Source organism: Candidatus Binatia bacterium, from assembly GCA_023150935.1.
Taxonomy (GTDB): Bacteria; Desulfobacterota; Binatia; order HRBIN30; family HRBIN30; genus JAKLJW01.
Genome location: JAKLJW010000023.1, coordinates 1 through 23,813, shown reverse-complemented (window position 1 = coordinate 23,813; position 23,813 = coordinate 1). Strand labels below are relative to the sequence as shown.

General features: G+C 63.3%; 26 protein-coding genes and 8 tRNA genes. 25 read left to right on the top strand and 9 right to left on the bottom strand.

Annotated elements, in window-relative coordinates:
• Nucleotides 1-191: 191 nt before the first annotated feature.
• Entirely contained in the window at nucleotides 192-602 is a 411-nt protein-coding gene (locus tag L6Q96_14260; protein ID MCK6555716.1) for a hypothetical protein, read from the top strand.
• A complete protein-coding gene (locus L6Q96_14255; protein ID MCK6555715.1) occupies nucleotides 556-1,167 on the top strand; it encodes a hypothetical protein in 612 nt (203 codons plus the stop codon). Before L6Q96_14260 ends, L6Q96_14255 begins: the two co-directional genes overlap by 47 nt.
• A 10-nt stretch (nucleotides 1,168-1,177) precedes the next feature.
• Here the strand turns inward: L6Q96_14255 and L6Q96_14250 are convergent, their stop codons facing one another.
• The 5 genes from L6Q96_14250 to L6Q96_14230 all read right to left on the bottom strand — a co-directional run bounded on the left by L6Q96_14250 (nucleotide 1,178) and on the right by L6Q96_14230 (nucleotide 5,330).
• Nucleotides 1,178-1,462, bottom strand: a complete 285-nt coding sequence (locus tag L6Q96_14250) for a DUF3553 domain-containing protein (GenBank protein MCK6555714.1) — start codon at nucleotides 1,460-1,462, stop codon at nucleotides 1,178-1,180.
• Nucleotides 1,463-1,548: 86 nt separating this feature from the next.
• Nucleotides 1,549-3,585: a hypothetical protein gene (locus L6Q96_14245; GenBank protein MCK6555713.1), complete on the bottom strand. Its 2,037-nt coding sequence runs from the start codon at nucleotides 3,583-3,585 to the stop codon at nucleotides 1,549-1,551.
• 12 nt (nucleotides 3,586-3,597) lie between these two features.
• Entirely contained in the window at nucleotides 3,598-4,398 is an 801-nt protein-coding gene (locus L6Q96_14240) for a hypothetical protein (protein MCK6555712.1), read from the bottom strand.
• A 28-nt stretch (nucleotides 4,399-4,426) separates the two neighbouring features.
• Nucleotides 4,427-4,843, bottom strand: a complete 417-nt coding sequence (locus L6Q96_14235; GenBank protein ID MCK6555711.1) for a prepilin-type N-terminal cleavage/methylation domain-containing protein — start codon at nucleotides 4,841-4,843, stop codon at nucleotides 4,427-4,429.
• Nucleotides 4,830-5,330, bottom strand: a complete 501-nt coding sequence (locus L6Q96_14230; GenBank protein MCK6555710.1) for a prepilin-type N-terminal cleavage/methylation domain-containing protein — start codon at nucleotides 5,328-5,330, stop codon at nucleotides 4,830-4,832. Before L6Q96_14230 ends, L6Q96_14235 begins: the two co-directional genes overlap by 14 nt.
• Nucleotides 5,331-5,714: 384 nt before the next feature.
• Here L6Q96_14230 and L6Q96_14225 point away from each other — a divergent pair, with 384 nt between their 5' ends.
• The 6 genes from L6Q96_14225 to L6Q96_14200 all read left to right on the top strand — a co-directional run bounded on the left by L6Q96_14225 (nucleotide 5,715) and on the right by L6Q96_14200 (nucleotide 9,340).
• On the top strand, nucleotides 5,715-6,311 hold the full coding sequence (locus tag L6Q96_14225) for a molybdenum cofactor guanylyltransferase (protein MCK6555709.1): 597 nt from the start codon (nucleotides 5,715-5,717) through the stop codon (nucleotides 6,309-6,311).
• A gap of 144 nt (nucleotides 6,312-6,455) precedes the next feature.
• A complete protein-coding gene (locus L6Q96_14220) occupies nucleotides 6,456-7,094 on the top strand; it encodes a hypothetical protein (protein ID MCK6555708.1) in 639 nt (212 codons plus the stop codon).
• Nucleotides 7,091-7,606, top strand: coding sequence for an NUDIX domain-containing protein (locus tag L6Q96_14215; GenBank protein ID MCK6555707.1), 516 nt, complete (start codon nucleotides 7,091-7,093; stop codon nucleotides 7,604-7,606). The genes L6Q96_14220 and L6Q96_14215 overlap by 4 nt, the downstream gene beginning before the upstream one ends.
• Before the next feature lie 264 nt (nucleotides 7,607-7,870).
• Nucleotides 7,871-8,356, top strand: coding sequence for a tRNA adenosine(34) deaminase TadA (gene tadA / locus L6Q96_14210; GenBank protein ID MCK6555706.1), 486 nt, complete (start codon nucleotides 7,871-7,873; stop codon nucleotides 8,354-8,356).
• A tRNA-Ser gene (locus tag L6Q96_14205) sits at nucleotides 8,343-8,430 on the top strand. Before tadA ends, L6Q96_14205 begins: the two co-directional genes overlap by 14 nt.
• 73 nt (nucleotides 8,431-8,503) lie before the next feature.
• Nucleotides 8,504-9,340 carry a hypothetical protein gene (locus L6Q96_14200; protein MCK6555705.1) on the top strand — a complete coding sequence of 279 codons (837 nt, stop codon included), beginning with the start codon at nucleotides 8,504-8,506 and terminating at the stop codon, nucleotides 9,338-9,340.
• Between the two features lie 94 nt (nucleotides 9,341-9,434).
• On the opposite strand, the gene L6Q96_14195 is transcribed toward L6Q96_14200, so the two are convergent.
• Together L6Q96_14195 and L6Q96_14190 are read right to left on the bottom strand one after the other, a co-directional pair.
• Entirely contained in the window at nucleotides 9,435-9,836 is a 402-nt protein-coding gene (locus L6Q96_14195; protein ID MCK6555704.1) for a hypothetical protein, read from the bottom strand.
• Nucleotides 9,837-10,422: 586 nt separating this feature from the next.
• The gene (locus tag L6Q96_14190; protein MCK6555703.1) at nucleotides 10,423-10,932 is read right to left on the bottom strand and encodes a Mut7-C RNAse domain-containing protein; all 510 of its coding nucleotides are present in this window, start codon (nucleotides 10,930-10,932) and stop codon (nucleotides 10,423-10,425) included.
• A gap of 39 nt (nucleotides 10,933-10,971) precedes the next feature.
• Here L6Q96_14190 and L6Q96_14185 point away from each other — a divergent pair, with 39 nt between their 5' ends.
• The 11 genes from L6Q96_14185 to rpsI all read left to right on the top strand — a co-directional run bounded on the left by L6Q96_14185 (nucleotide 10,972) and on the right by rpsI (nucleotide 19,905).
• The gene (locus tag L6Q96_14185) at nucleotides 10,972-12,447 is read left to right on the top strand and encodes a transglutaminase domain-containing protein (protein ID MCK6555702.1); all 1,476 of its coding nucleotides are present in this window, start codon (nucleotides 10,972-10,974) and stop codon (nucleotides 12,445-12,447) included.
• A 63-nt stretch (nucleotides 12,448-12,510) separates the two neighbouring features.
• Nucleotides 12,511-12,592 (top strand) — tRNA-Leu (locus L6Q96_14180).
• A 73-nt stretch (nucleotides 12,593-12,665) separates the two neighbouring features.
• The gene (gene tig, locus L6Q96_14175) at nucleotides 12,666-13,991 is read left to right on the top strand and encodes a trigger factor (protein MCK6555701.1); all 1,326 of its coding nucleotides are present in this window, start codon (nucleotides 12,666-12,668) and stop codon (nucleotides 13,989-13,991) included.
• Between the two features lie 36 nt (nucleotides 13,992-14,027).
• A complete protein-coding gene (gene clpP / locus L6Q96_14170) occupies nucleotides 14,028-14,624 on the top strand; it encodes an ATP-dependent Clp endopeptidase proteolytic subunit ClpP (protein MCK6555700.1) in 597 nt (198 codons plus the stop codon).
• Between the two features lie 7 nt (nucleotides 14,625-14,631).
• Nucleotides 14,632-15,885, top strand: a complete 1,254-nt coding sequence (gene clpX, locus L6Q96_14165; protein ID MCK6555699.1) for an ATP-dependent Clp protease ATP-binding subunit ClpX — start codon at nucleotides 14,632-14,634, stop codon at nucleotides 15,883-15,885.
• 25 nt (nucleotides 15,886-15,910) lie between these two features.
• Nucleotides 15,911-18,361 carry an endopeptidase La gene (gene lon, locus L6Q96_14160; GenBank protein MCK6555698.1) on the top strand — a complete coding sequence of 817 codons (2,451 nt, stop codon included), beginning with the start codon at nucleotides 15,911-15,913 and terminating at the stop codon, nucleotides 18,359-18,361.
• Between the two features lie 82 nt (nucleotides 18,362-18,443).
• The gene (locus tag L6Q96_14155) at nucleotides 18,444-18,716 is read left to right on the top strand and encodes an HU family DNA-binding protein (GenBank protein MCK6555697.1); all 273 of its coding nucleotides are present in this window, start codon (nucleotides 18,444-18,446) and stop codon (nucleotides 18,714-18,716) included.
• A gap of 17 nt (nucleotides 18,717-18,733) precedes the next feature.
• Nucleotides 18,734-18,805, top strand: a tRNA-Val gene (locus L6Q96_14150).
• A gap of 82 nt (nucleotides 18,806-18,887) precedes the next feature.
• Nucleotides 18,888-18,965 (top strand) — tRNA-Asp (locus L6Q96_14145).
• A gap of 80 nt (nucleotides 18,966-19,045) precedes the next feature.
• Entirely contained in the window at nucleotides 19,046-19,492 is a 447-nt protein-coding gene (gene rplM / locus L6Q96_14140; GenBank protein MCK6555696.1) for a 50S ribosomal protein L13, read from the top strand.
• A 14-nt stretch (nucleotides 19,493-19,506) separates the two neighbouring features.
• Complete coding sequence (gene rpsI, locus L6Q96_14135; protein ID MCK6555695.1) at nucleotides 19,507-19,905, top strand: 30S ribosomal protein S9; 399 nt, start codon at nucleotides 19,507-19,509, stop codon at nucleotides 19,903-19,905.
• Nucleotides 19,906-19,938: 33 nt separating this feature from the next.
• Here the strand turns inward: rpsI and lptG are convergent, their stop codons facing one another.
• Both lptG and lptF read right to left on the bottom strand, forming a co-directional pair.
• Entirely contained in the window at nucleotides 19,939-21,039 is a 1,101-nt protein-coding gene (gene lptG, locus L6Q96_14130; GenBank protein ID MCK6555694.1) for an LPS export ABC transporter permease LptG, read from the bottom strand.
• Entirely contained in the window at nucleotides 21,036-22,313 is a 1,278-nt protein-coding gene (lptF, locus tag L6Q96_14125; GenBank protein ID MCK6555693.1) for an LPS export ABC transporter permease LptF, read from the bottom strand. Before lptF ends, lptG begins: the two co-directional genes overlap by 4 nt.
• On the opposite strand from lptF, the gene rlmB reads away from it, so the two are divergent.
• The 6 genes from rlmB to L6Q96_14095 all read left to right on the top strand — a co-directional run.
• Nucleotides 22,242-23,006, top strand: a complete 765-nt coding sequence (rlmB, locus tag L6Q96_14120) for a 23S rRNA (guanosine(2251)-2'-O)-methyltransferase RlmB (GenBank protein MCK6555692.1) — start codon at nucleotides 22,242-22,244, stop codon at nucleotides 23,004-23,006. The genes lptF and rlmB overlap by 72 nt on opposite strands.
• Nucleotides 23,007-23,103: 97 nt before the next feature.
• Nucleotides 23,104-23,178, top strand: a tRNA-Thr gene (locus tag L6Q96_14115).
• A gap of 8 nt (nucleotides 23,179-23,186) precedes the next feature.
• Nucleotides 23,187-23,272: transfer RNA gene (locus L6Q96_14110), tRNA-Tyr, on the top strand.
• Nucleotides 23,273-23,307: 35 nt separating this feature from the next.
• Nucleotides 23,308-23,381, top strand: a tRNA-Gly gene (locus L6Q96_14105).
• A gap of 53 nt (nucleotides 23,382-23,434) precedes the next feature.
• Nucleotides 23,435-23,508, top strand: a tRNA-Thr gene (locus tag L6Q96_14100).
• 49 nt (nucleotides 23,509-23,557) lie between these two features.
• Nucleotides 23,558-23,813: GTP-binding protein (locus L6Q96_14095; GenBank protein MCK6555691.1), on the top strand; the 256-nt coding region annotated here is incomplete at its 3' end.

Below are 23,813 nucleotides of genomic sequence, written 5' to 3'. Positions count from 1 at the left end.
ATTCGGCTGGGAATTCACGACGCTGCCAGGAGACGCAATGTGAATTGTCGATTTGGGCTGTAAGTGCCTGTGCGTGCGCGTTAAATTCAGACGACTCTGGGCTGCCCCCGGAACTTCGTTGACATTCCGAGGGTGGGGCACTAGGAACACGTGCCCCGGTGTGAGAGTGGTTCCCGGTGGAGCAAGCGTACATGCGCATGATTCTACCGCCGCTACGGGCGCGGCGCTTGATTGACCATCAGCTTTCTGAGTTCTTCCGCGCCCATAAGGAGGCGGAGTTCAACCGCGCCATTGGGGCGATGTGTCGCTTCTACCACCTGCGCCGGCCGCGGGTCGAATGGTTCGAGTATCTCGACTGGGGCCGTACCGCCGGGAAGACGTACGAGGACGGTAAGATTCATCTCGTGCACCCGGAGAATTGGAAGCGGGGTCGGAAGTACAACTCGGAACGACGCTGGATCAACACAGTGTACCACGAGATGGGGCACTACGTGCTCTGGGCGGATGCGGAGGCGAAAGCGGATCTGTTCGCCCACCGCATGGTTCGTAGGCTGTATGGGGACGGGCACAAAATCAACGGGCGGCGGCTCGCGCGGGCGTGAGTCTGGGCGCCGGCCGCCGAGGGTCGAGAAGGCGTCGCAACCGGCCACCGATAAGTGGTGGGTTGACAAGACCGGCGTCGACAAGGCTCCGGAGGCGAAGCAGCTGCCGGGCCCGGCGGGTAGCAAGTTCTTCGAGCTGGGGCGTGACTTCGATCAGGAAAAAGCGCGCGAGCGGCTCAGCGACGACAATCTAAAGGTTGTCGAGGCGGCGATCCCGTCCGAGGGCGCGTGGGGTTACGTGCAACTGGCCGAGACGGCATATCCGGGGCGCGAACTCGATCGCATCAAGAAGCTCGTCGCGCTGCCCGCCTACGCGCGCGGGGTGATTGTCGACTGCGGTCGCTCGGTGCGTCTGCTGGTGACGGGCACGCCGGCGGGCGAGCGGTTGCTGGAGCTTACGTTGGGAGAGGAGCCGTCTTTCGACTGCTGGATACGCGGCGAGTGGGTTGGCGAAGCTGTGTTCAAGGACGCGGAGCGAGCCCTTGCGGCGCTGCACGGTTACATCGAGCAATACCTCTCGCCGGAAGGAGTGGCGCGGCTCGACGCCAGTACGCCCCGGGCCTGACCGTGCCGGGTCATCCGCGCCGCAGGCGGCGGCGCGTTGGGTGCTGCGAGAGATCGGGTGCTGCGGTGTCCGGCCACTCCTTGCGAATCCCGAAGTAGTAGCAACACGTCTCGTTATCGAGATCGTTGTTGAAGGTGCGCTGACGGCCGTCGGCGAACTGAATGCGGACAAGGCAGGTCCCCCCGGGAAGGTTTGAGGTCATCTCCTCGACCACGCGGCCGAGGCCCCATTCCTCGTAATCCCGGTGCAGCACGGCGTCGCCGAGCCGCAAGTAGAGGCGCTTGTCGGACGTCATGCGGGCATCCCGTCGGACCGCGGCTGTTTATCACGGTCGAGCGCGGCGGGCCAACAGGTTCGGGTCGCTTTTGTTGCGGGGCGGACCTACTTGAAGTCCTCGGTGAACAGCACCTGCTGCACATAGACGAAGCGGGGTGTCAGCGGCGGCAGGTATTTTGCGTCATTGAACTTCGGCTCGTAGTTCCACGTCCTTGTGGGCGGGTTGTATATGTTGCAGCCGCTGGTGAGTGTACCGCCCGTCCCACACCACGCGCCGTTCTGGTGTGCCGGGGTGCCGAGGCTAACGAAGGAGCCGCTGTAAGTCAGAGTCCGTCCGCCCCAGTCTTCGTGGAAACGGGGGTAGTTTTCCAGACCGCCGTTGTATGTCGCGCCGACGGTGGGGTCGATTCCGCCGAGGAAAGCGGCGTTGACGACGGTGCTGGCGGCGTCGCGCAAGGCGTCACCGAGGCTGAGGTTCGACTGGCGGTCGTTGGTGCAGTTCGAGGTGCAGCCGGTGGTCCAGTAGCCTTGCGAGAGGACATTGATGGTATCGCCGATGATCGCCGCCGGCTGCCAGGTGCCGGTGTTGTTGAAATGACCCTGGGCATACATCGCCTGGTCGCTGACGATCGTGATTCCCGTGGGATCGGCGAGAGCCGGGAACGAGAGGGTGGTGCTGCCAAAGACGCGGACGCCGTAGTTGTTGTTGCCGCTCGAAGCCGGCCCGACGACGGTCAGAAAGACGACAAGGCCACCGTCCGTGGTGTCGTTGGCCAGGAAGAAAGGTTCGCCATTTGTCCGGTTCCAGGCCAGCAAGTCGCCCACGTTGACGTTGAGCATGCGGATCCACTTCTTCTCGCGCCAGTTGTAGAAGCCGCCGCGGCGGTAGTTGAGATCGAAGTTGCCGAGACCGGAGCCCATGATGCTGGCGTAGACGCGGTTGTTACTCGAAAATCCTGCGGGGTACGCGGTCGACACGTTGTTGTTGCAGCCGCCGGGGTTGGCGTCGGTGCAGGTCGAGCCGGAGGCGTCTGGTAAGTCGGTGTAAAAGACTGCCATGGTACCCTTGTAGCTGCTGTTGGCCGAGTTCCACGCGGCATCGGCCATGAAGTTGTGCAGCGCGGTCGTCTTCGTTGCGTCGCGGTTGCCGGCGGCGTCTTGGACTTCGATGGTATGGGACATGACCGGGCCGCCGGGCAACTGGTCGGCCTGATTCAGGACCAGGGCGATGCGGAGGTCGGCCTTTTGCCAGAAACCCTGGGAATTCAGTCTCGCGATCTGGTCAGGTTGTGGAACGTTGATGCTTTCTATGTTGGGGACGATGCTGCCTTTCCACTTGGCAAGCTCGGCAGTCGAGATCTTCGTTGTCCCGCCGCCGACGCAGGCGAGCTCCCGCGCGTCGAGGTCGTTCGGCGTTGGGGCGACGATGTCCTCCAGTTTGTCGATGCTGACGGTGCCGAGACAGGTACTGGTGTTCTTGCGGCCGCGATAGACGTCGCCGACCGCTGACACCTGGACCGTCGGGATACCGAGCGCGTAGTTGTCCCAGATGGCAAGCGTTTTTCCGCTCTCGGCGTTGAGGTAGAGATTGCCGTTGGTGTGTAGACGGCCGTTCAGGGTCATGTTGGCGCCGGGGAGGACCTCGAGGTCCCCGGCGTAGAAGGCGAGGAACTGGAATAGCGGGATGTTGCCGACGAGGAACTCGGCGCCGACGGAGGCCTCGATGTCGCCCAGGGCGCTGTAGGACTTCGAATTGGCGGTGTAGTCGTATTGCAGGGAATTGAGGCCGGCAAATACCTGGCCGGAAGGAATCGTGATCTGTTCCGGGGTCCCGGGGGGATCGTTCTTGTCCTGGAGCTTGTACTTAACGGTACGGGTGCCCAGGGCGAAGGTGTGTTCGTCGAAATCCGTACCCGAGGGAACGTTGAAAGAGAGGAAGATGTTCTTGTAATCGCCCATGCCCTTGTTCAACCCCGACTCGGCGGCGTAGAAGCCGGTCAGGCTGTGGCCGAAGGCGCCGCGAGTCTGCGTGTCCATGCCGATCATCATGGCGATGGTTGCGGCGAGGGCGGAGAGGAAGGCGAGCACCACCACCACCGCCACCAGGGCGATCCCGCGTTCTGAAGCACGACGGCGGGACATGGCGAATTCCTCCTACTTGGGAAGCAGATTGCGGGGTTTCACGGCGACATCGAGTGTCCGCCGGTAGTAAGTTCCGTCGAGGCTCGGGCGCAACGAGCGGGCGGTAACCGTGAGACGCATCTCGTCGACCAGACGCCATTCGTCGTCGTCGGCCGGGATGTCGACCACATCGCAAGTTGGGCAATTGCGGCGCAGGACATACCGAATGTCGAGCTCCTCGATGCCGACGGCGAAGGACTGCGCAGTAGTCTCGCCGATCTGCATCATCAGCTCGGGTGCGTTGCCCCAGGGGAAATCGGTGTGCCGGATGTAGAAGCGGCGCTCGTCCATGGCGTAGACGCCGCTGGTTACCGGGTAGTCGCGCGTGAAGTTGCGATCGCGCCCCAGGGTGTCCGTGCTGGCGTTGATCGAGGTGACGTTGAAGAACTCGCCCTGGCCGTCCGGGGCCTGAATGTAGGCGCGCATCCCGACGATGAACCCGTCGACGTCCTCGACCACGAGGCTGGACCCCGTTGCCGGAGTGTCACCGGGCGTCGCCGTGCGCACGCACGACAGGTCGGGTCGGGTCAGGCCTGTGCGTGTGGTGATCTCGTCCTCGGTGCCACTATCGACCCCGGAAAGGGTCACGAAGCTGCCGGTTACCGGCAGGCACGCACCGCCCAGCCGGAGATCGCGAACCATGGTGTCGATGACGGCACGGGCTGTATGGGTGGTCTCGATCTGGCGCTGCTGATTGCGCATGAATCGCACGCTGGCATGGAAGAATGCCGTCGTCGCCATCATGGCGATTGTGGTGATGGCGACGGCGAGCAACAGCTCGAGCGTCGAGACACCGGCGTTCTCAGCGTTTGACCGCGGTGTAGATGGTGTTGAGGCTGACATTGCGGCTGCCCGCGGGCTCGTCCCAGCTTACGGTGACCGTGATGGTCTTGAGGTTCGTGGCTGGAACGTTCGCCTGGACGACAGTGGCGAGGCTGAAGTGCACGTTGCCCAGGTCGAGCGTTCGACTGTTCGAGGCGATGTCGGAGTAGTCGAGCGCGCGGATGTTCTCGAGTTCCTCTTCGGCGAGCGCATAGGCTCGCGAAGTCAGGTTGTTTGTTGACGCCATGCGGATCTGAGAGGTCATCAAACGGCCGATGGCCGACGAACACAGGGCGAACAGGGTCAGGGCGACCATCGTTTCCATGAGGGTCACCCCGCGGCGGCAGCGCCACCGCGATGCGAACGTCACCGCAGTTGGCCGGTCAGTCCTCTTCATAAATCTGCCCCGCCGGGGTCACCACCACGGTGTGCGAAGCACCGAGGGAGTCCCACACCGCGATGCGCACGGATTGCGGCGAAACCTGGTTGGTGTAGGAGTCGATCGACATGCCCCTGGTGTTGAACATTACATGTTCTCCATGCGGTCCGACGTAGTTCTGCAAGGACCAACTGACGTGCGCGGGGAGGGTGTAGGTGAGGATGTTCCTGTCGCTGGCCCAGTAGGGTGCGGAGGTGACCTCCTTCCAGCGGCGCACGTAGTACTTGTTGCTGGCGTTCTTGTGGAAGCAGTAATGACATCCGGTGCTGATGGCTTTGCTGCGGGCAAGGCGTAGGTGGGCGATGACCGACTGCACTGTGGTGTTGGTGGTTTCGCGACGGGTGTCCATGTGTGGCAGGGCCGTCGCCACGAGGATGCCCAGGATGCCGACCGCAACGAGGACCTCGACCAGGCTGTAGCCGGAGGTTTTCGGGGTTCGCTTCATGGCCGGGTGCTCCGGGTCTCGGTCGGCGGTGGTCGTCGCACGGAACAGCCGGGTGCGGGGCACGAAGTACTAGGCCCCGGCATCCGCACGATGACTGCCCGGTTGATGATGAAGGCAAGGGGTGTGCCCCGGGTGCTCCGGGCTCTAGTGCGGGGCCAGACCCGCCGCGACCGTCGAGTAGTTGCCGCCCGGATTGCGAGAGCGTCAATCCCTCGCCGGTGCGCATCTGTCTGGGCGGGTGGCGGTGCGACTGCTTTGGGGGCCGGCACGACGTTCTTGACTGGCCGGAGGGTGGTTCATATGCTCGCGCTACCGTTTGAGGAAGCCGTGCTGGACCCGATGCGTGGTATAGGGTTGACCCAGGTCCCCGGTGTCGGAGGCCGGTTGAGTGACAATGTCGCGGGAGTGATTCTCGCCGGTGGGCAAAACCGTCGAATGGGGGGGGCCGACAAGGCCTTTCTCACCGTGGACGGCCACTCGGTTTTCGAGCGGACCTTGGAGGTATTGCGGAGATGTTTTCCGCGCATCGTGGTGGCGAGCAACGCGCCCGAAAAGTACCGCAGCTTTGACGTGGAGGTGGTGGTCGACGAGTTCCCACGCCAGGGACCATTGGCGGGTATCCACGCCGCTTTTGGGCGCATCACCGAACCGTACGCCTTTGTGGTAGCGTGCGATATGCCTTTCTTGCGCGTCGAGCCGATCGCATTGCTTGTGGAGCGGATCGCTTCTCAGGATGCCGTCATCGCGTGCTGGGACGGTGACATCGAGCCGCTGCACGCGGTGTACGGCACCGTCCTGCGCGGGAAGATGGAAGGGGCGTTGCGGGAAGGGGTTTCGGCGATTCGCGATTTCCTGCCGCGGATTAAGGTCGAGTATGTGCCCGAGGCCTCGATGCGGCAGGTCGCTGGTGCGGAAGAGTCGTTCAGGAACATTAATACGCCGGAGGATGCGGCGCGGTTCGCGGTACGGTTGTCCGCGTGATCCAACGCAGTTTTGCCAGCGCGCGTTGACCGTTGCAGTGGGCCGCAGTAGAGTCTCAGCACTGGCTGCGCTAAGGGCGTCGCCGAAAGGGCAGGCTGAGCCTATGTCTGCGAAACCGAGCCCAGACTTCCTGTAGATACTGTCGTGAGTACTGCCGCATCATCTTCCAAGTCGGCGTCCGATCTGCTGACTGAGACCCTGAACCAGTGGACGGAGGGTCGCGAGCCGTTACCTGCGCGGGTCGTTTTGTTCGAACGGGTCCGCGATATCCCTTATGCCTACCCGGCGAGTCGGGATCCGGCTGAGGTACTACGCCTGCAGCGAGGCTCGTGTTCCGGAAAGCACTACCTATTGGGCGCGTTGTTTCGGGGCATGGGGTTGCGGGTGCGCCACATGATCTGCACGCACCGGTTCAACGAGTCGCCGATCGTGTTTCCCGAGCCGATGCAGCACCTGCTCGAGAAGAACGAGATCGTGGACTGCCACGACTACCTGCGGATCGATGTCGAAGGCGATTGGGCAGACGTCGATGCGACGTGGGAGCGCGGCCTACGCGAGTTCGGCTTCCCGGTTAACGAGGACTGGGACGGTCGCAGTTCGATGCCACTGAGCGTGGTGCCGGAGGATCTGGCGATAGCCGAGAGCGATCCTGAGCGGCTCAAGGAGGAATTGTTATCGAAGCTCACGCCCCGCCAGAGGGCCCTCCGCAGGCAGTTTCTCGAGGCTCTGGCCAGGTGGGTGCAGGAGTTGAGTGCGGAGATGCAGCGCGGGGCGACGAGATGAGGGCAGACGAGTTGGTCGACGTCCTCGGGGAAGACGGCGGCGTGGTGGGTCAGGCAACGCGCAGTCAGGTGCGTCGGCAGGGTCTGCTTCATCAGAGCGTGTACGTGCTGGTGTTCAATTCCCGAGGGCAGCTCTTTGTGCACGAGCGGACCCCCACCAAGGACGTGTATCCGGGCTGCTGGGATGTGGCGGTCGGAGGTGTGGTCGGTGCGGGTGAGGATACGGCTGCGGGAGCTCGACGCGAGTTGTTTGAGGAGCTGGGTGTGCGGACGGCGTTGCGCCAGTTGTTCAGCTTTCGGTTCGAGGAGGACGGCAACCGGGTGATTGGGGCGGTCTTCAGTTGTACTTGGGATGGGCCGGTCAAACTGCAGGCTGAGGAGATCGTGCGGGGCGAATGGCTGGATCTCGAAGCTGTGGTGGAGCGGAGTCGCCGCGATAGCTTCTGTCCCGATAGCCTCGAGGCGCTTGGGATGTATCTTGCGAAGTTGGAGGCGGCGATGGATCGCCGCTAGTCGTCCTCGGCGCTCCGATTGGGTTCCACGCGGCGGAGGGCCGAGTCTATAACTGTCCTGCGCAGCCCGGCCACGCTCTCGATCGAGATCCGGCGGCCGTCTATGGCAACGACCCGGAAGCGTCCGACGTCGCTCATCAGCACCACTTGGTCACCGACCTGCAGGGTCATATGGCCAGACAAGATAGCCGTGCCGCGGCGCGCGAGCAAAGTCCCTGGCACCTGGGGTGGCCGCCGTTGGGGAGGCATGGTACGGGGGTACCGCATGGATTCCGTAGCGTTCGGTGCCGTGCAAGCGCACAGCGATGTCGGCTTCATGGAGATGGCGCTACGAGTTGCGGCGCGGGCGACGGCGCTCGGAGAAGTTCCCGTTGGGGCGTTAGTAGTTGTCGATGGCGAGGTGGTTGGGAGCGCCCATAATGGGTCGATCGGTCTATGCGACCCTACCGCCCATGCCGAGGTGCTGGCTTTACGTGCCGCCGGTCAGCGGGTTCGCAACTATCGCCTCCCGGGTGGAGTTGTGTACGTTACCGTCGAGCCTTGTGTCATGTGCGTAGGCGCGCTAGTTCAAGCGCGCATCGCGCGGTTGGTCTACGGCTGTCGGGAGCCCAAGGCCGGCGCGCTTGGATCGGTCTACGATGTTGGGCGCGATGGCCGCGGTAACCATCGGCTGGAGGTTACGGGAGGGATTTGCGCGGAGGCCGCGCAGGGACTGATGCAGTCGTTTTTCGCCTTGCGGAGAGGTGCGTGAGTCCGGTTGAAACGGCACGACTCGAAATCGTGTGACCCCACGTGGGTCCGGGGGTTCGAATCCCCCCCTCTCCGTCCCTCTTGTTCGCTGCCTCATTGGTTTCGATTCGCGCGTGCTGCGTGTGCCGCGCTGGCGTTTTGGAGTCTGGTGTTTGCAGGCCCCGCCTTCGGGCACGGACAGGGCCCCCCGCTGGCATTCTATGGGGCGGAAATGTTCGGCGTCGAGGCCGGACGTTGTCAGCGCATGATCGCCCGCGCCGCCCATCGGTGCTTCGCCCCCCTGGCGCGCAGCCGACTGCAGTGCGCGGCCGCTGACCTGCTTGGCGCCGGGTGCGATCTGACTGCGTTAGCTGCGAAAGAGGCTTTTCTTCGCGAGCGACTGAGGCGACTGATTGTCCGGGGCTGCACCGCAGACCAGGTGTTTCTCCTCGGGTTCTTGTCGTTGGAGGAGTTGGAGGCCGACTTACTCGGTGCTTGCGAACAGGAGGCGGCGGCGACGACATCGCTGATATTTGGCCCGGCGATGGTTGCTGGAAGACTGGAGAGCGGCCCGGCCGCGCGCGACGCCTGCCTGCTGTCGGCTGCACACGGCACGTTCAAAGTCGCCCGGGCGGCGTTGCAGGAGCGGGGGCGGGCTTTGGGGCGCATCGCCGGTTCAGTAATGGACGTTCCCACTAAGCTGGCCGCGATGGCGGCGGCGGACGGCGAGGTGGGACGCTTGCGGCGCGTTGCGGCGGCAGCACTGGAGCAGGCATGCGGCGCGGAGTTTGGAACGGCCTACGGGGTCTCTACGGATTCATTTCTGCGCAGTGTGGCCGCAAGAGGCGAGTGCGTGGCAGCCGCGGCATTCGTGGTCGAAGCGGTGACCTGTCCCGCGCCGGTGTGTGGAAACCGGGTTCTGGAACCGACCGAGGAGTGTGACGACGGCAACCTTGCAGCGGACGACGCCTGCGACGCCGCGTGCCGTGTGCGCCGCCGAGAATAGCGCACCGGTCTGTGTTCATCGACTGCAAGCCGACGGCCCCAGACCGGTGCGCAGGTGCCCCCGCGCCCCCGACAACGGGGTGGTCTCAAAGTATTCAGCGCCTGCGCGCGTAAACGCGCCCAGGGATGCGAACGTTGTGCCGGGCGCGTGGGATGGCTTTCCGCGGAGGGACCTGGGCGCTCTTCATCACGCGGAGCGTTTTGCGCACCGCATCCGGATCGAGTCCGAGCACCTCGCAGACAACGATAAACGAAAAGGGGGAGTGCCGGCGGGGTGAGAAGATCCAGTGTTCGGCGTCCTGGGAGATGATGCGGGAGTTGCCGAGGTAGCTGCGAATACCGTCCTCAAGTACCGCTAACATGAGGGCCCGTGTCCCCGTGAGCTGGCCGCTCCTCGGCTCACCGCCGCTCAATGGCCCGAGTCGCAATACGTCGAGTTCATCGTCCGAGAGATTGAGCCCCGCGCCATTGTATGTGCGCTTACCGCCTCGCTGCATACTCCCTCCGAAGCCGGGCTCGTGTGACAGGCCTACGTAATCGTTCGTCATGGCCAACGACCCTAAGCAACGATTGTTCCCACGCCCAGCGAACTAGCCGGTGGGTAGTTCTCCCCTTACCGGCCACTGGCGATTTCGCCAGCCCTTGCACTGGCGCAAGGGCTGGGAGAGGCAGTGTGGCGCGGCCCTGCGGAGTTCCGGGGCGCTCAGCTTGGCGCCGATGAACCCCCTCTGGGGGTGCAGTCGCCGCGTTTGCAGCACCCGGCTAATGTCTCCACTATTTCGTAGCCCAGTGCCGCAAGCTTCGGCGCGGAGGTTGCCTCAAGGCCCATCACGGCAGAGTCGCAGTGTACGCAGCGACGCACGAGTGCGCCATCTCGGTCGCACTCGACGTGGGTCAGGACCCGGCGGCGACACCTCGTGCAGATACCGGTCGGGAGGCTGGCTTCGGAAACGGTTTCAAGGCTCATTCAAGGAAGGAACCTACTGGCGGCATAGCCAGTTGTCGAGAGGGCGATGCTTACCGGTGGGTGCCGTGCGAGCCATATAATGACGCGGGCGCATGGGGCTGGAATCGCATGGAGAGTCAGTCGACCGCCTTGGTACTCGTCGATCCCGGATCGCTGCCGCAGGGAAAGAGGTTCAGGGCGTGTATTTCAGCCCGAATACGGTTGTGGTGGCTGGCGGGCCAGTAGACGCGGCGGCACAGCGGGCAGCGAAAAAAGCGGGGCTGGGTGCGAAGCACGTAGGGCGGGACGGAGCCTGCCGCAGCGGCCGATTCCACGGGATGGAGGAGATGGTTGCAGCGGCAGCACCTCGTCAGTAGGCGGGGCCCAGGATCGAGACCGAAGGTGATGATGACGTCGCGCAACTGGTCGCGAAAGCGATCGGCGGTTACAAGGTGGATCGGAACTGAAATCCGTCTGGCAGCCAGGACGCGTTTGCGGGTCAGAACAACGCGATGTTCGGTTTGCGCATGGTGGAGCAATGCCTGGGAGTCGGCCTCCCGGGCGTACGTCGTGTCGTATCCGAGGAGGCGCAGCCAGGTTGCCAGGCGCCCGAGCATGCGGTCGACGGCGAATCGAACGTCCTGCATGCGAGTCGGTAAAGTATCCTGATTTGGATGAGTATACGAATGCAACCGGTGTTAGTCGCGGCGAGATGGATCACCGTGCTGGTCTGGGTTGCGCTTCTGGGTGTGGCGATGCAGCGCGCGTGGTGGAATTCTGAGGCGCGCATCGAACCCGGTCCGACGGTCTCAGCCGTGGCGGCTTTCGGAGAAGAGGAATGGTTGGGGGTGTACCGCGGGCGACAGAAGGTGGGGTACACGCAACAGGCCGTGGCGGCGGACGGTGACGGATACCGGTTCTCGCAAACTTCGTTGTTGCGTTTGTCTTTACTGGATACGCCGCAGACCGTTCACGTGCGGGCGCAGGGGACCACCGACAGGGACTGGGGCCTGAGAACGATGACGTTCGAGCTCGCGAGTGGACCGGGAACGTTGAGGGTGGATGCGCGTGTTGTCGAGCACGCGCTGGAGGCGGAGGTACGGGTTGGAGGCGAAACGACCAGGCACGCGATACCGCTTGCCGGGCCGGTGTACCTGGTGCCGATGGCCCGCAGCCTGATTGGCGGCGAGCGTCCAGTTCCTGGTCGAGTCATCGAAGTGTCGGTGTTCGACCCGATGGTGCTTGGCAGCGAACGTCTTCGTTTGGTGGTGGAGGGAGAGGGTGACGTTCCTGGCGTTGCCCGAGCGGGGCGTGGCTGGCGGGTTCGCGAGGAGTTCCGCGGTATGCAATCGACAGTGTGGCTCGACGCTGCCGGCAAGGTGCTGCGGGAGGAGGGGCCCATGGGTTTGATCGCGGTCCGGGAAGACCCGCAGCGTGCGGTATCGGATGGTTGGGGCGAAGGAGCCCTGCTCGATCTGATCGGGGAGGTCTCGATTCCGGTGGGCGGGATCGACCATCCGCGCACGCGGTCGGAGCTTCGACTGCGCCTGAGCGGAATTCGGGCGGATCGCGTGCCGAGTGACGGCGTGCAGCATTGGGACGGGACCATGGTCACGATCGTGCCGCCGAAGGCGAACGAGATCGGGACGTACGCGTTGCCGTACGGTGGTAAGGAGCACGCTGCCGCGTTGGCGAGCGAGCCGATGCTCCAGGTCGACCACCCCCGGGTGCGCGCGGCGGCGTCGGTTGCACGAGGCGGCGTTACCGACGCAAGGAAGGCTGTGCGGCAGTTGAACGAGTGGGTGTACGGGACACTTCGCAAGACCCCGACCGTGACCATCCCGAATGCCTTACAAGTGCTGGAGATGGGCGCCGGGGACTGCAACGAGCACGCCGTGTTGCTGGCGGCAATGGCGCGTGCGAGTGGAATTCCGACTCGCCTCGTCGCGGGCGTCGTGTACGTCGACGGGGCGTTCCTGTACCACGCCTGGTGCGAGGCATGGCTGGGGCGGTGGGTGCCTGTGGACCCCGCGCTGGGTCAGTTTCCGGCGGACGCCACTCACATCAAGTTCGTCGCCGGTGGACCCGAAGAGCAATTTGCCATGGTTGACGTGATCGGGCGACTGCGGATTGAGGTTGTCGACGCCGGCGGTTCTCCGTGAGGATGGGCGGCGTGGGGATGGCGGGTTGCGATGCCGCCCCCGCGTGATAGAAGCGGCGCTCGCGCGGGAGTGGCGGAACTGGCAGACGCGCTAGACTTAGGATCTAGTGGGACATCCCGTGGGGGTTCGAGTCCCCCCTCTCGCAGTATGGGCGGCGGCGAACACGCTTCCTTGAATCGGCGAAACCCGTATGTTTAAGGTCAGGGTAGTTGGCCGACATGATGAAGCACAAGGTGGAAGTTGAAACGATCGATGCGGTGCGGCGGCGGCTTGCCGTCGAGGTCCCCGCCGAGGAAGTGAGCGCGGAGCTCAGTGCAGCTTATGAAGCTCTGCGCCGTGATGCCCGCGTACGCGGCTTTCGACCGGGGCGCGTGCCGGCGGCGGTGCTCGAACAAATGTTCGGGGACCGTGTCCGGTCGGAGGTGTTCGAGCGATTAACGCAGCGTTCGCTGATCGAGGCGATCGAAACCCAGCAACTCGACGCGTTGGGTGTTCGGGAGATCGTCACCGAGCAGGCCGAGCCGGGGGCGGCTTTGCGTTATCTGGCGACGGTGGAAGTCATGCCTGAGGTGGTGGTGCGTAACTATGTCGGCCTCGATCTGGAGCGCCCGCTGGTGCCGGTGGAGGAGGTCGACGTGGACGCGGCGGTTGAGCGTTTGCGGCAGTCGTTCGCGAATCTCGATCCGCTCCCGGACGACACGGCGATAGAGTGCGGTCACGTGGTTTCTCTTGCGTACGAAGCCCGGGTCGATGGGCGGGTTGTCGGACGTTCGGACGAGCGGGTCGTCGAGATCGGGAACAGCCCGCTCCCGCCGGCTTTCGACGAGCACCTGCTCGGCCAGACCGCTGGAAGGGATGTGGCGTTCTCGATCGCCTATCCGGCGGAGCACGGCGCGCCGGAGGTCGCCGGGCGGACGGCGGACTTTGTCGTGCGCGTGCGCGCCGTATTCCGGAAGGAGGTCCCGGTTCTTGACGACGAGTTTGCCAAGGATCACGGTGAGTGTGGGAGCGTGACGGAGCTGCGTGAGCGGGTGCGGCGGCAACTGGAGGCGGACGCAGAGCGGGCGGCGGACGAGGCTTTGCGACGGGGGGCGATGGCGCAGTTGGCCGAGCGTGAAGATGTCCCGCTGCCCGAGGCGCTGGTGCGGCGGCGGACTTCGGATCTGGTCGACGAGATCTGGCGGGAGTGGGCGCAGCGACGGATTCACCCGCAGAACGAACGCGCAGCGCGCGAGCGCCTCGGGCAGGAGCTGGCGCCGCGTGCCAGGCAAGAGGTGAAACTCAGCTTGTTGCTGGACGCGATTGCGCGTCAGGAGGGCATTGCCGTCAGCGACGAGGCTGTCGAGGCGCACGTGGCCGAGTTGGCGGCGCGGGCGGGAAGGGAAGGCGAGCGCGTGCGTGCGATTTATAGCGAGGCCGAAGCGCGCCGCGCACTGCGGACGCGGCTCCTGCACGCGGGAGCCATAGACGCGCTCGTCGGTCGAGCGCAGGTACGTACCGTGGAGCGGCGAAACAGCGTTGCCGAGGTGAGCCAAAATGGGTAAGCTTTTGATGGTTGTGTTAGAGGAAGGCGCGACGCCATGAGCCTTGTTCCCATCGTGGTCGAGCAGACCGGGCGTGGCGAACGTGCCTACGACATCTACTCGCGGCTACTGAAAGACCGCATCGTCTTTCTGGGCTCGCCGGTTACGGATGACATCGCCAATCTGATCACAGCCCAGCTTCTGTTTCTGGAGTCCGAAGACCCCGAGCGCGAAATTCACTTCTACATAAACTCTCCCGGCGGATCGGTGACGGCCGGCCTGGCGATCTACGATACGATGCAATACATCAAGCCGGAGGTTTCGACCCTGTGCCTTGGCCAGGCGGCGAGCATGGCGGCGTGGCTGCTTGCAGCCGGGGCGCGCGGCAAGCGCTATGCGTTGCCGCACGCGCGGATCATGATTCACCAGCCGCTTGGCGGAGTGCAGGGGCAGGCGACCGACATCGACATCCAGGCGCGCGAGATCCTGCGGATCCGGGAGCAACTCAACAATATCCTGGTCAAGCACACCGGACAGAGTCTGAAGAAGGTCGAGAAGGACACCGACCGAGACCTGTTTCTGACGGGGAAGCAGGCGGTGGAGTACGGCCTGGTGGACGATGTGATCGCCGCCAGGCCAGCTCGGAAAGCGTGAGGACGGTATGGCGAAACACGGGGACGACCGGGGCGGCAATCTCGTCTGCTCTTTCTGCGGCAAGAGCCAGGACGAGGTCCGAAAGCTGATTGCCGGCCCCACGGTGTACATCTGCGACGAGTGCATCGACCTTTGTAACGACATCATTGCGGAGGAGTGCGATCAGGAAGAGGGTCTCGCGTCGACGTCTGCGGTGCCTAAGCCGTCCGAAATCAAGAAAGTACTTGACCAGTACGTCATCGGACAGGAGCGGGCGAAGAAGGTCCTGGCGGTAGCTGTCCACAACCACTACAAGCGCATCGACAGCCAGCTGGTGACCGGCGATGTCGAGCTGCAGAAGTCCAATATCCTGCTCATCGGACCGACCGGGTCGGGCAAGACGCTTCTGGCGCAGACCCTGGCTCGTTTCCTCCAGGTTCCTTTCACAATTGCCGATGCGACGAGTCTTACCGAAGCCGGCTACGTAGGCGAGGACGTGGAGAACATCATCCTGAGCCTGCTACAGAACGCGGACTATGACGTGGAGAAGGCGCAGCGCGGAATCGTGTATATCGACGAGATCGACAAGATATCGCGCAAGGGCGACAACCCGTCTATCACCCGGGACGTGTCCGGCGAGGGGGTTCAGCAGGCCCTCCTGAAGATTATCGAGGGGACCACGGCGAGCGTTCCGCCAAAGGGTGGACGCAAACACCCGCAGCAGGAGTTCCTACAGGTTGATACCTCCAACATTCTCTTTATCTGCGGGGGGGCGTTTGTCGGTCTCGAAGACATCATCCGCAGGCGCATCGGTATGAAGGGGATCGGTTTCGGAGCGGACATTCGCCGGAAGGAGGAGCGCAGCGTAAGCGAGTTGCTGCACGAGGTGCAGACGGAAGATCTTCTCAAGTTCGGCCTCATACCGGAATTCGTCGGCCGCCTGCCGGTCATTGCCACGCTGGACGAGCTCGCCGAGGAAGATCTGGTTCGCATTCTGCGCGAGCCGAAAAACGCGTTGACGCGGCAGTACCAGAAGTTGTTTGAGATGGAGGCGGTGCATCTCAAGTTTACCGAGGGCGCGTTGCGCGCGATCGCGCGCGAGGCGCTCAAGCGGAAGTCGGGGGCGCGCGGGCTACGGGCCATCCTCGAGAACACAATGCTCGACATCATGTACGAGATCCCCTCGCAGCCGTCCATCAAGGAGGTTCTTGTGTCGGAGGAGGTGGTGACCAAGGGCGAGGCCCCGATCGTGCTCTATCAGAAGGCGGCCGAAACCGCCTGAAGGTGTGAGCGAAAGGACGCATTGCATGCTCTTTCGAAACGACAAGCGCGACAACCCGGGATCGGGCGGGAGCCTCCGCATCCCCCTGTTGCCGCTTCGCGATATCATCGTTTTCCCTCACATGGTTGTACCTCTCTTCGTAGGGCGGCAGAAATCGATCAGGGCCCTCGAAGAGGCAATGAACAAGCAGAAGTTCATTCTGCTCGCGGCGCAGCGCGAAGCGAAGACCAATGACCCCGCCGAGGAGGACATCTTCAGGGTCGGTACGCTCGGTACCGTGGTGCAGTTGCTGCGCCTACCCGACGGCACGGTCAAGGTGCTGGTGGAGGGCAAGAAGCGGGCGCGGATAGTTCGCTACCTCGACGAGGCCGAATTTTTCCTCGTGCAGGCCGAAGAAATCGAGGAGGATTGCGAGAAGACGACCGAAGTGGAGGCCCTGATCCGTTCGGTCAACTCCACGTTCGAGAACTACGTCAAGCTCAACAAGAAGATACCGCCCGAGATGATCATGTCGGTGGCGTCCATCGACGAACCCTCGCGACTTGCGGACACCATAGTCGCCCACCTCGGGATCAAGATTGAGGACAAGCAGATCCTGCTCGAGGTCATTAACCCCGCCGAGCGTCTCGAACGCGTCCTCGGCCACATGCGCTCCGAGATCGAGATCCTCGAAGTCGAGAAGCGTATTCGGACGCGTGTCAAGAAGCAGATGGAGAAGACTCAGAAGGAGTACTACCTCAACGAGCAGATGCGGGCGATCCAGAAGGAACTCGGCGAGAAAGACGAGTTCAAGAACGAGATCCAGGAGCTCGAAGAAAAGATCAAGCAGAAGAAAATCTCGACGGAGGCCAAGGAGAAGGCCGAGAAGGAACTGAAGAAGCTCAAGATGATGTCGCCAATGTCGGCCGAGGCGACGGTGGTGCGGAATTACATCGACTGGCTCATTTCATTGCCGTGGAACGAGTTCACCGAGGACAAGCTCGACATAGCGGAGGCCGAGAGAGTTCTCGAAGAGGACCACTACGGTCTCGAGAAGGTCAAGCAGCGCATCCTCGAATACCTTGCTGTGCAGTCGCTGGTGGCGCAGACTAAGGGGCCGATTCTGTGTCTGGTCGGCCCACCCGGAGTCGGCAAGACGTCGCTTGGCAAGTCGATCGCTCGGGCTACCGGTCGCAAGTTCGTGCGAGTGTCGCTCGGGGGCGTCCGCGACGAGGCGGAGATCCGCGGGCACCGGCGGACGTACATCGGTGCGCTGCCGGGTAAGATCATCCAATCGATGAAGAAGGCGGGCTCCAGCAACCCGGTGTTTCTCCTCGACGAGGTCGACAAGATGTCGACCGACTTCCGTGGCGATCCATCTTCGGCGCTGCTCGAGGTGCTCGACCCGGAACAGAACTCGAGCTTTAACGACCACTACCTCGACGTCGACTACGATCTTTCCAAGGTGATGTTCATCACCACCGCGAACACGCTTGATCGCATCCCGCGGCCGTTGCAGGACCGCATGGAGATCATCCGGATTGCCGGCTACACGGACCTAGAGAAGCTCAACATCGCGAAACGTTACCTTGTCGAGAAGCAGCGCGAGGCGAACGGGCTCCAGGGCGAGAATCTCGAGATCTCGGACAATGCCATACTCGGTCTCGTTCGGCACTACACGCGCGAGGCGGGCGTTCGCAACCTGGAACGCGAGATCGCTGCGATCGCCAGGAAAGTGGCCGTTGAGATCCTCAAGAAAGATCGCAGTACCAAGGTGGTCGTTTCGAGCAAGAATCTGCCGAAATTCCTGGGGCCGCCACGATACCGCGTCGGCAAGGCGGAGGGCGAACAGAAGGTGGGGGTCGCCACGGGATTGGCATGGACGGAGATGGGTGGCGAGCTGCTCGGGACTGAGGTCACCGTGATGCCGGGGAAAGGGAAGCTGATCATTACCGGGCGCCTGGGCGACGTGATGCAGGAGTCGGCTCAGGCGGCGCTGAGCTATGTTCGCTCTCGCGCTGAAGAGCTGGGGCTGGAGCGGGACTTCTACCAGCGGGTGGACATCCACATTCACGTGCCGGAGGGCGCGACGCCCAAAGATGGCCCTTCGGCCGGAATTACCATGGCGACGGCGCTGGTGTCGGCGCTGACCAAGATCCCCGTGCGCAACGACATCGCCATGACCGGCGAGGTTACCCTCCGGGGCCGCATCCTGCCTATCGGGGGGCTGAAAGAGAAGGTGCTGGCGGCGCATCGCGGTGGCATCAAGACCGTCCTGATCCCGGGGGAGAACGAGAAGGACGTGCGTGACGTTCCACCGCTCGTCCTGAAGAGCGTGGCCATTAAGCTTGTCGATCACATGGACCAGGTGCTGCGGCAGGCGCTTGCGCTCGAAAGCCCGGAGGAGTTTCTGAAAAGGCCCGTGCCGGCGGACCAGCCAGTCGCTGCCGGCGCGTTCGACGTACCCCCCGTGGCGCCCGATGTAGTTACCCACTGAAAACGTGGGCTCGCGTTGACATACCCGAGGGTCGCTGTTACTAACCGCCGCTCATGTTGGATAATTTTGTCGGGGGGAGGCGATGACGAAAGCGGACCTCATCGAGTCGGTGGCCAGCAAGGTTGATCTCCCTCGCTTGACGGCGGAGCGTGCGGTGAACACGCTCTTCGAGGATATCGTCTCCGCCCTCAAGCAAGGCGAAAAGGTTAACATCTCCGGGTTTGGGACGTTCGCCGTCTCGGTTCGTAAGGCCCGGACCGGGCGCAACCCGAAGACCGGAGCAAGTATCGAGATTGCGGCGACAAAGGCCGCTAAGTTCAAGGCGGGTAAGACCCTGAAAGACTCCTTGAACTGAATCAGGGGAACGTATCGGGGCGGTTAGCTCAGCGGAAGAGCATCGGCCTTACAAGCCGGGGGTCATCCGTTCAAATCGGATACCGCCCATGCGAATGGCGGCACCGTTTGACAGACGCGGTGTCGACGGGCGTAGAAGGAGAGGCGAGGAATTCATCGCGCGGCGCATCGAGGGGTGGTAGTTCAGCTCGGTTAGAACGCCGGCCTGTCACGTCGGAGGTCGCGGGTTCAAGTCCCGTCCACCCCGCCATCTTCTTGGAGGAGGGCGATGTGCCGTCGGGCTGCCGCGGGTGGCCATACAGTGAAACGAGTGGAGAGCCAAGCAGCGTCATGAAACGAACATACATGCCGAGCCGTGAGGAGAGCCTGGCGGCCCGCCGCTGGTACCTGATGGACGCGCAGGACCAGGTGGTCGGTCGTATGGCGACTCGAATCGCCAACATCCTGCGAGGCAAGAACTCCGCTTGCTTCGTGCCGCACCACGATGCGGGCGATTTCGTGGTAGTGATCAACATCGAAGGGATGCGCCTTACCGGTTCCAAATTGCGTGACAAGCTTTACTACCGCCACAGCGGTTACCCGGGCGGCCTGCGTGTGCGGACCGCGGGCCGGGAGATGGCCGAAAGCCCGGAACGCCTGCTCCGAAAAGCAGTCGAAGGCATGTTGCCCAAGAATCGGCTCGGTCGTAGTTTGGCGACTAAATTGAAGGTCTACCGCGGGCCGGATCATCCACATGTGGCCCAGAAGCCGACGCTCGTCGATATGCCGGTGCGCTAGGCAGGGGAATGTTCATGGCGGAAGGAAGTGTTACGTTCGCGGCGACCGGGAAGCGCAAGTCGGCAGTTGCTAGGGTTCGCCTGTCACCTGGTACGGGGCAGGTCAGAATCAACCATCGGGCGGTGGAAGACTACTTCCCGAGACCGACGTCACAGATGATAATTGAGCAGCCGTTCCGGCTCACGAACAGCAGCGGGCAGTTCGACGTTGCCGCTAACGTCAGGGGCGGCGGGTTGGCCGCGCAGGCTGCGGCGGTCAGGCACGGTGTGACGCGGGCACTGATGTTGGCGAATTCGGAGCTTCGTGCCCCACTCAAGAAGGCCGGCTACGTCACGCGCGACCCCCGCGAAGTGGAACGTAAGAAGTACGGCCGACACAAGGCCCGTAAGCGTCCGCAATACTCGAAGCGCTAGGCCAGGTGCCGATGCGGCGGGTTGGTTGCCGCGTCACTCCGCGAACAGGAAGAGCGCCGCGGCGACCAGGGCAAAGATGATATTGGCGGCCCACGCGGCGATTGCGGGCGGGAGTGCGCCGCTGACGCCCAGCGAGTTCGCCAGGCCGAGCACGATCCAGTACAGGAAACCGACGGCGAAGCCGACCCCGACCGTGCCGGCGAGGCTCGGATGACGGCTCACGCGTCCCGCGATCGGGATCGCCACGGCGGCAAGAACCAGTGGCATGAAGGGTACCGCGAGCTTGAGGTGCAGGTCGACCAGGAAAGGCGACGGGTCGATTCCTTTGCGACTGAGCGCCAGCACTCTTCGGCGTAACGCAAGATAGCTGAGTTCCTCGGGTTCGCGGTGGACATCGAGGAAGTCGCCCAGGGTTTCCGGGATGACCTCGGTGGCCGCATCGACCGGCCGCGTTTCGATTTCTCCGTTGGCCCTGACCGTACGTTCCACTGCACCGATCAGCTCCCACCTCCCGCCCTTCCACTGTCCCGACGGGGCTTCGATGATCGTCTGGATGCCGAAGTCGGGCGCAGTGCGGTACACGGTCAGGCCGGCAAGAGTTTCACGTCGGGGGTCCAGATGATCGATGCTGTAGAAGCCGTTGGCGCCGTGGTACCAGATGTTGCGCTCGCTCAGGATCCCTTTCTGCCTCTGTTTCTTGATTTCGACGACGTTGACGTACTGAAAACGCTGCGCGCAGTAGGGTACAACGGTCTCGTTCCACGCGAGCGCCGCCAGGCTGATTACGGTCGCCATGGCGAGAAGCGGGCCCGCGGTCTGGAGCAAACTGATTCCCGATGCCCGGAACGCGACTATCTCATTGCGGCGGGCCAACATGCCGAGCCCGAGCAACGTGGCGGCAACTACGGCCGGGGGCAGTACAAGGGTCACCATGAGCGGGATCTTGAAGAAGAAGTACTTGAGGATGGCTACGGCTGCGGCGTCGTACGAGAGAAAGGTGCGCAGCCTCTCGAAGAAGTCGATGATTATGAACAAGACGACGAAGGCCGCCAGAATGGGCGCGAACAAGGCGAGGAATTCCCGGATCAGGTAGCCGCTGGCGGTCTTGCCAGGGAGGCGATGTCGGTGAGTCATGGTCTGCCCGGCCCCGCCGTAGCGACCGCAGGTCGTCGTCGGTTAGCCCGCCAGTGGAAGAGGAGGCGGCCGCGCAAGTTGCCGAGGCCCCCGTGGGAAACCACGGTGAAGGCTCCCAGGGCGAGTAAGACGAGGAAGGCGTTGGGTATCCACAGGGCGACTACTGCCGGCAGGATGCCGCGATTTCCCAGATTCTCGCCGAGGGACAAGAAGACGTAATATATGAAGATCAGTACGATGCTGAGAATAAAGCCACGGGAGCGGACCGCGCGGGAGGGCTGTATCCCGAGCGGCACGGCGATGGCGGCGAAGCCAAGACAGGCGAAGGGGATCGACAGTCGGCGCTGGATCTCCACCACCTCGGCGGTAGCACTAGTGCCGGTGGCCTCCTTTTCGGCGATCAGCCTGCGTAACTCCGCCGACGGGATCTCGCTCGGATCGCGTTCGCGCGGCCGCAAACGTGCCAGCGCCGCGTTGAGATCCAGGTTGATGTCGTACGTGTTGAAGTCGGTCCGGTGGTAACTGCGATCATGGTTGTCGAACGAGTGGACACTGCCGTGAGCCAGGCGCAACGTGAGCGTGTGCTGGTTTTCGTTCGGGACCAGGGTCCCGGATTGGGCCAGGATGGTGTTGCGCTGGCCCTTCTCCCGCGTGTCGGCGATCAGGACTCCGCGCAGGCTGTTGCCGCCGGGGCCCATCCGGTCGACGTATATCACCAGTCCGGGGAAGTCGTCGGCGAACACCCTCTCTCTCATGGCCGCAGTCGCCCCGGTCTTGGCGATTTCGTAGAGGCCCGTGCGTAGCAGGCCGTTCCCCCATGCACGACCGTACCATGATACGCCGAGCGCTACCGCGAAAACCGCGAGTGCGAACAGAGCGACCGGCCGGAGCATCTGCCACAAGCTCACTCCGGACGTCTGCAGGGCGGTGATCTCGCTGTCCGAAGACAACCGGCCGAACGCCACCAGGACGGCGAGCAGCAAGGCCATGGGAATCGTTACTTCGAGGAATGCGGGCAGGATGTAGGAGAAGACTCGCAGGACGTCGATGATTGGTACGCCACGGTTGACGACCAGTTCGATCAATTTCAAGATGCGAGCAATCAGCAGAATGAGAGTGAATACCCCCAGTCCCAGGCCGAAGGGAACGAGGATTTCGCGCAGGATGTACCGGTCAATGGTGCGCACCCGGCGCCGATCGTAATGAAGCGCCGCCGATTTGTAAACGCACCCGAGTTGCGCGGCGAGCGCAGCGGGGTGTTGTACGGTGCGCATGCTATTGGCGCATGGCTGACCTCCCAGCCGACCAGAGTGCGCGTCCTGCTATGCGAGGAGCCTCTTGCTCCGCGTCAGGCCGCAGTTGTCGCGGCGGCGCGGGCCAGGGGAGTACGCGTGGAGCCGACCGAGAGACGCGAACTCGTGGCGATGGTGGGGACGGCGCGGCATCAGGGATTGGTGGCGGAAGTGGCCCCGTTTCCGTTTGTCTCTACCGAGCGTGTCATTGACAGCGGGGCGGCGATGCTGGTGCTCGTGGATCATATTCAGGACCCGCACAATCTGGGGGCGATAATGCGCACGGCCGAGGCCGTCGGGGCTGGGGGGCTCCTCTTGCCGGAGGATGGCGCGGTCGGCGTGACCGCCTCGGTCGAGGCTGGTGCCGCAGGGGCCGCCGCCCGCCTTCCGGTCGCAAGGGTAAAGAACGTGGCCCGCGCGCTGGGGCAAGCCAAAGCCGCCGGATACTGGGTGGTGGGGCTCACCCCCGGGGACGGCGTCGACCTCTACACTGCCGATCTGCCCAACCGGGTAACCGTCGTTGTCGGAGGTGAGGCGGGCCTGCGACCGCTGGTGGCCGCCAACTGCGATTGGCGCGTTTTCGTTCCGATGTGTAAAGAAGCCGAGTCGCTCAACGCGTCGGTGGCGGCCGCCGTAGTCCTTTACGAGCTATACCGGCGATCGAGGACACCTTGACAGGCAAGAACGAGGAGTGTAACAAGCACGTTTTACGCCAAGCTGCCGCAGGGATGTGGGCGAGAGTCCTCGTGGTAGTGGAATGCGTGGTAGAAACGCCGATGTAGCTCAAGGGTAGAGCAACTGACTTGTAATCAGTAGGTTGCCAGTTCAAGTCTGGCCATCGGCTCCAGAGTGTGGGGAGAGGTACCCGAGTGGCCAAAGGGAGCAGACTGTAAATCTGCCGGCAAACGCCTTCGGAGGTTCGAATCCTCCCCTCTCCACCATCTGTTAAGGGTTGTCGAGGGGGCGCTACCTGCAGGCGGGAGTAGCTCAGTTGGTTAGAGCATCAGCCTTCCAAGCTGAGGGTCGCGGGTTCGAATCCCGTTTCCCGCTCTCTCGTGGGAGCGCCGGAGGTTGCGGGTAGCCGTAGCGTTGATACGGGAAACGCCCAGGTAGCTCAGTCGGTTAGAGCACGTCCTTGGTAAGGACGAGGTCGGCGGTTCGATTCCGCTCCTGGGCTTGTAGGGAAACGGCGCGAGCGCCGATTGGAGAGCGAGCAGGACTGAGCCATGGCGAAACAGAAGTTCGAGCGCAAGAAGCCGCACGCGAACGTGGGGACGATCGGGCACATCGATCACGGCAAGACGACGTTGACGGCGGCGATCACGAAGGTGCTGGCGAAGAGTGGATGGGCACAGTTCACGCCGTTCGATCAGATTGACAAGGCGCCGGAGGAGAAGGCGCGAGGGATCACGATAGCGACGGCGCACGTGGAGTACGAGACGGGAAACCGGCACTACGCGCACGTGGATTGCCCCGGGCACG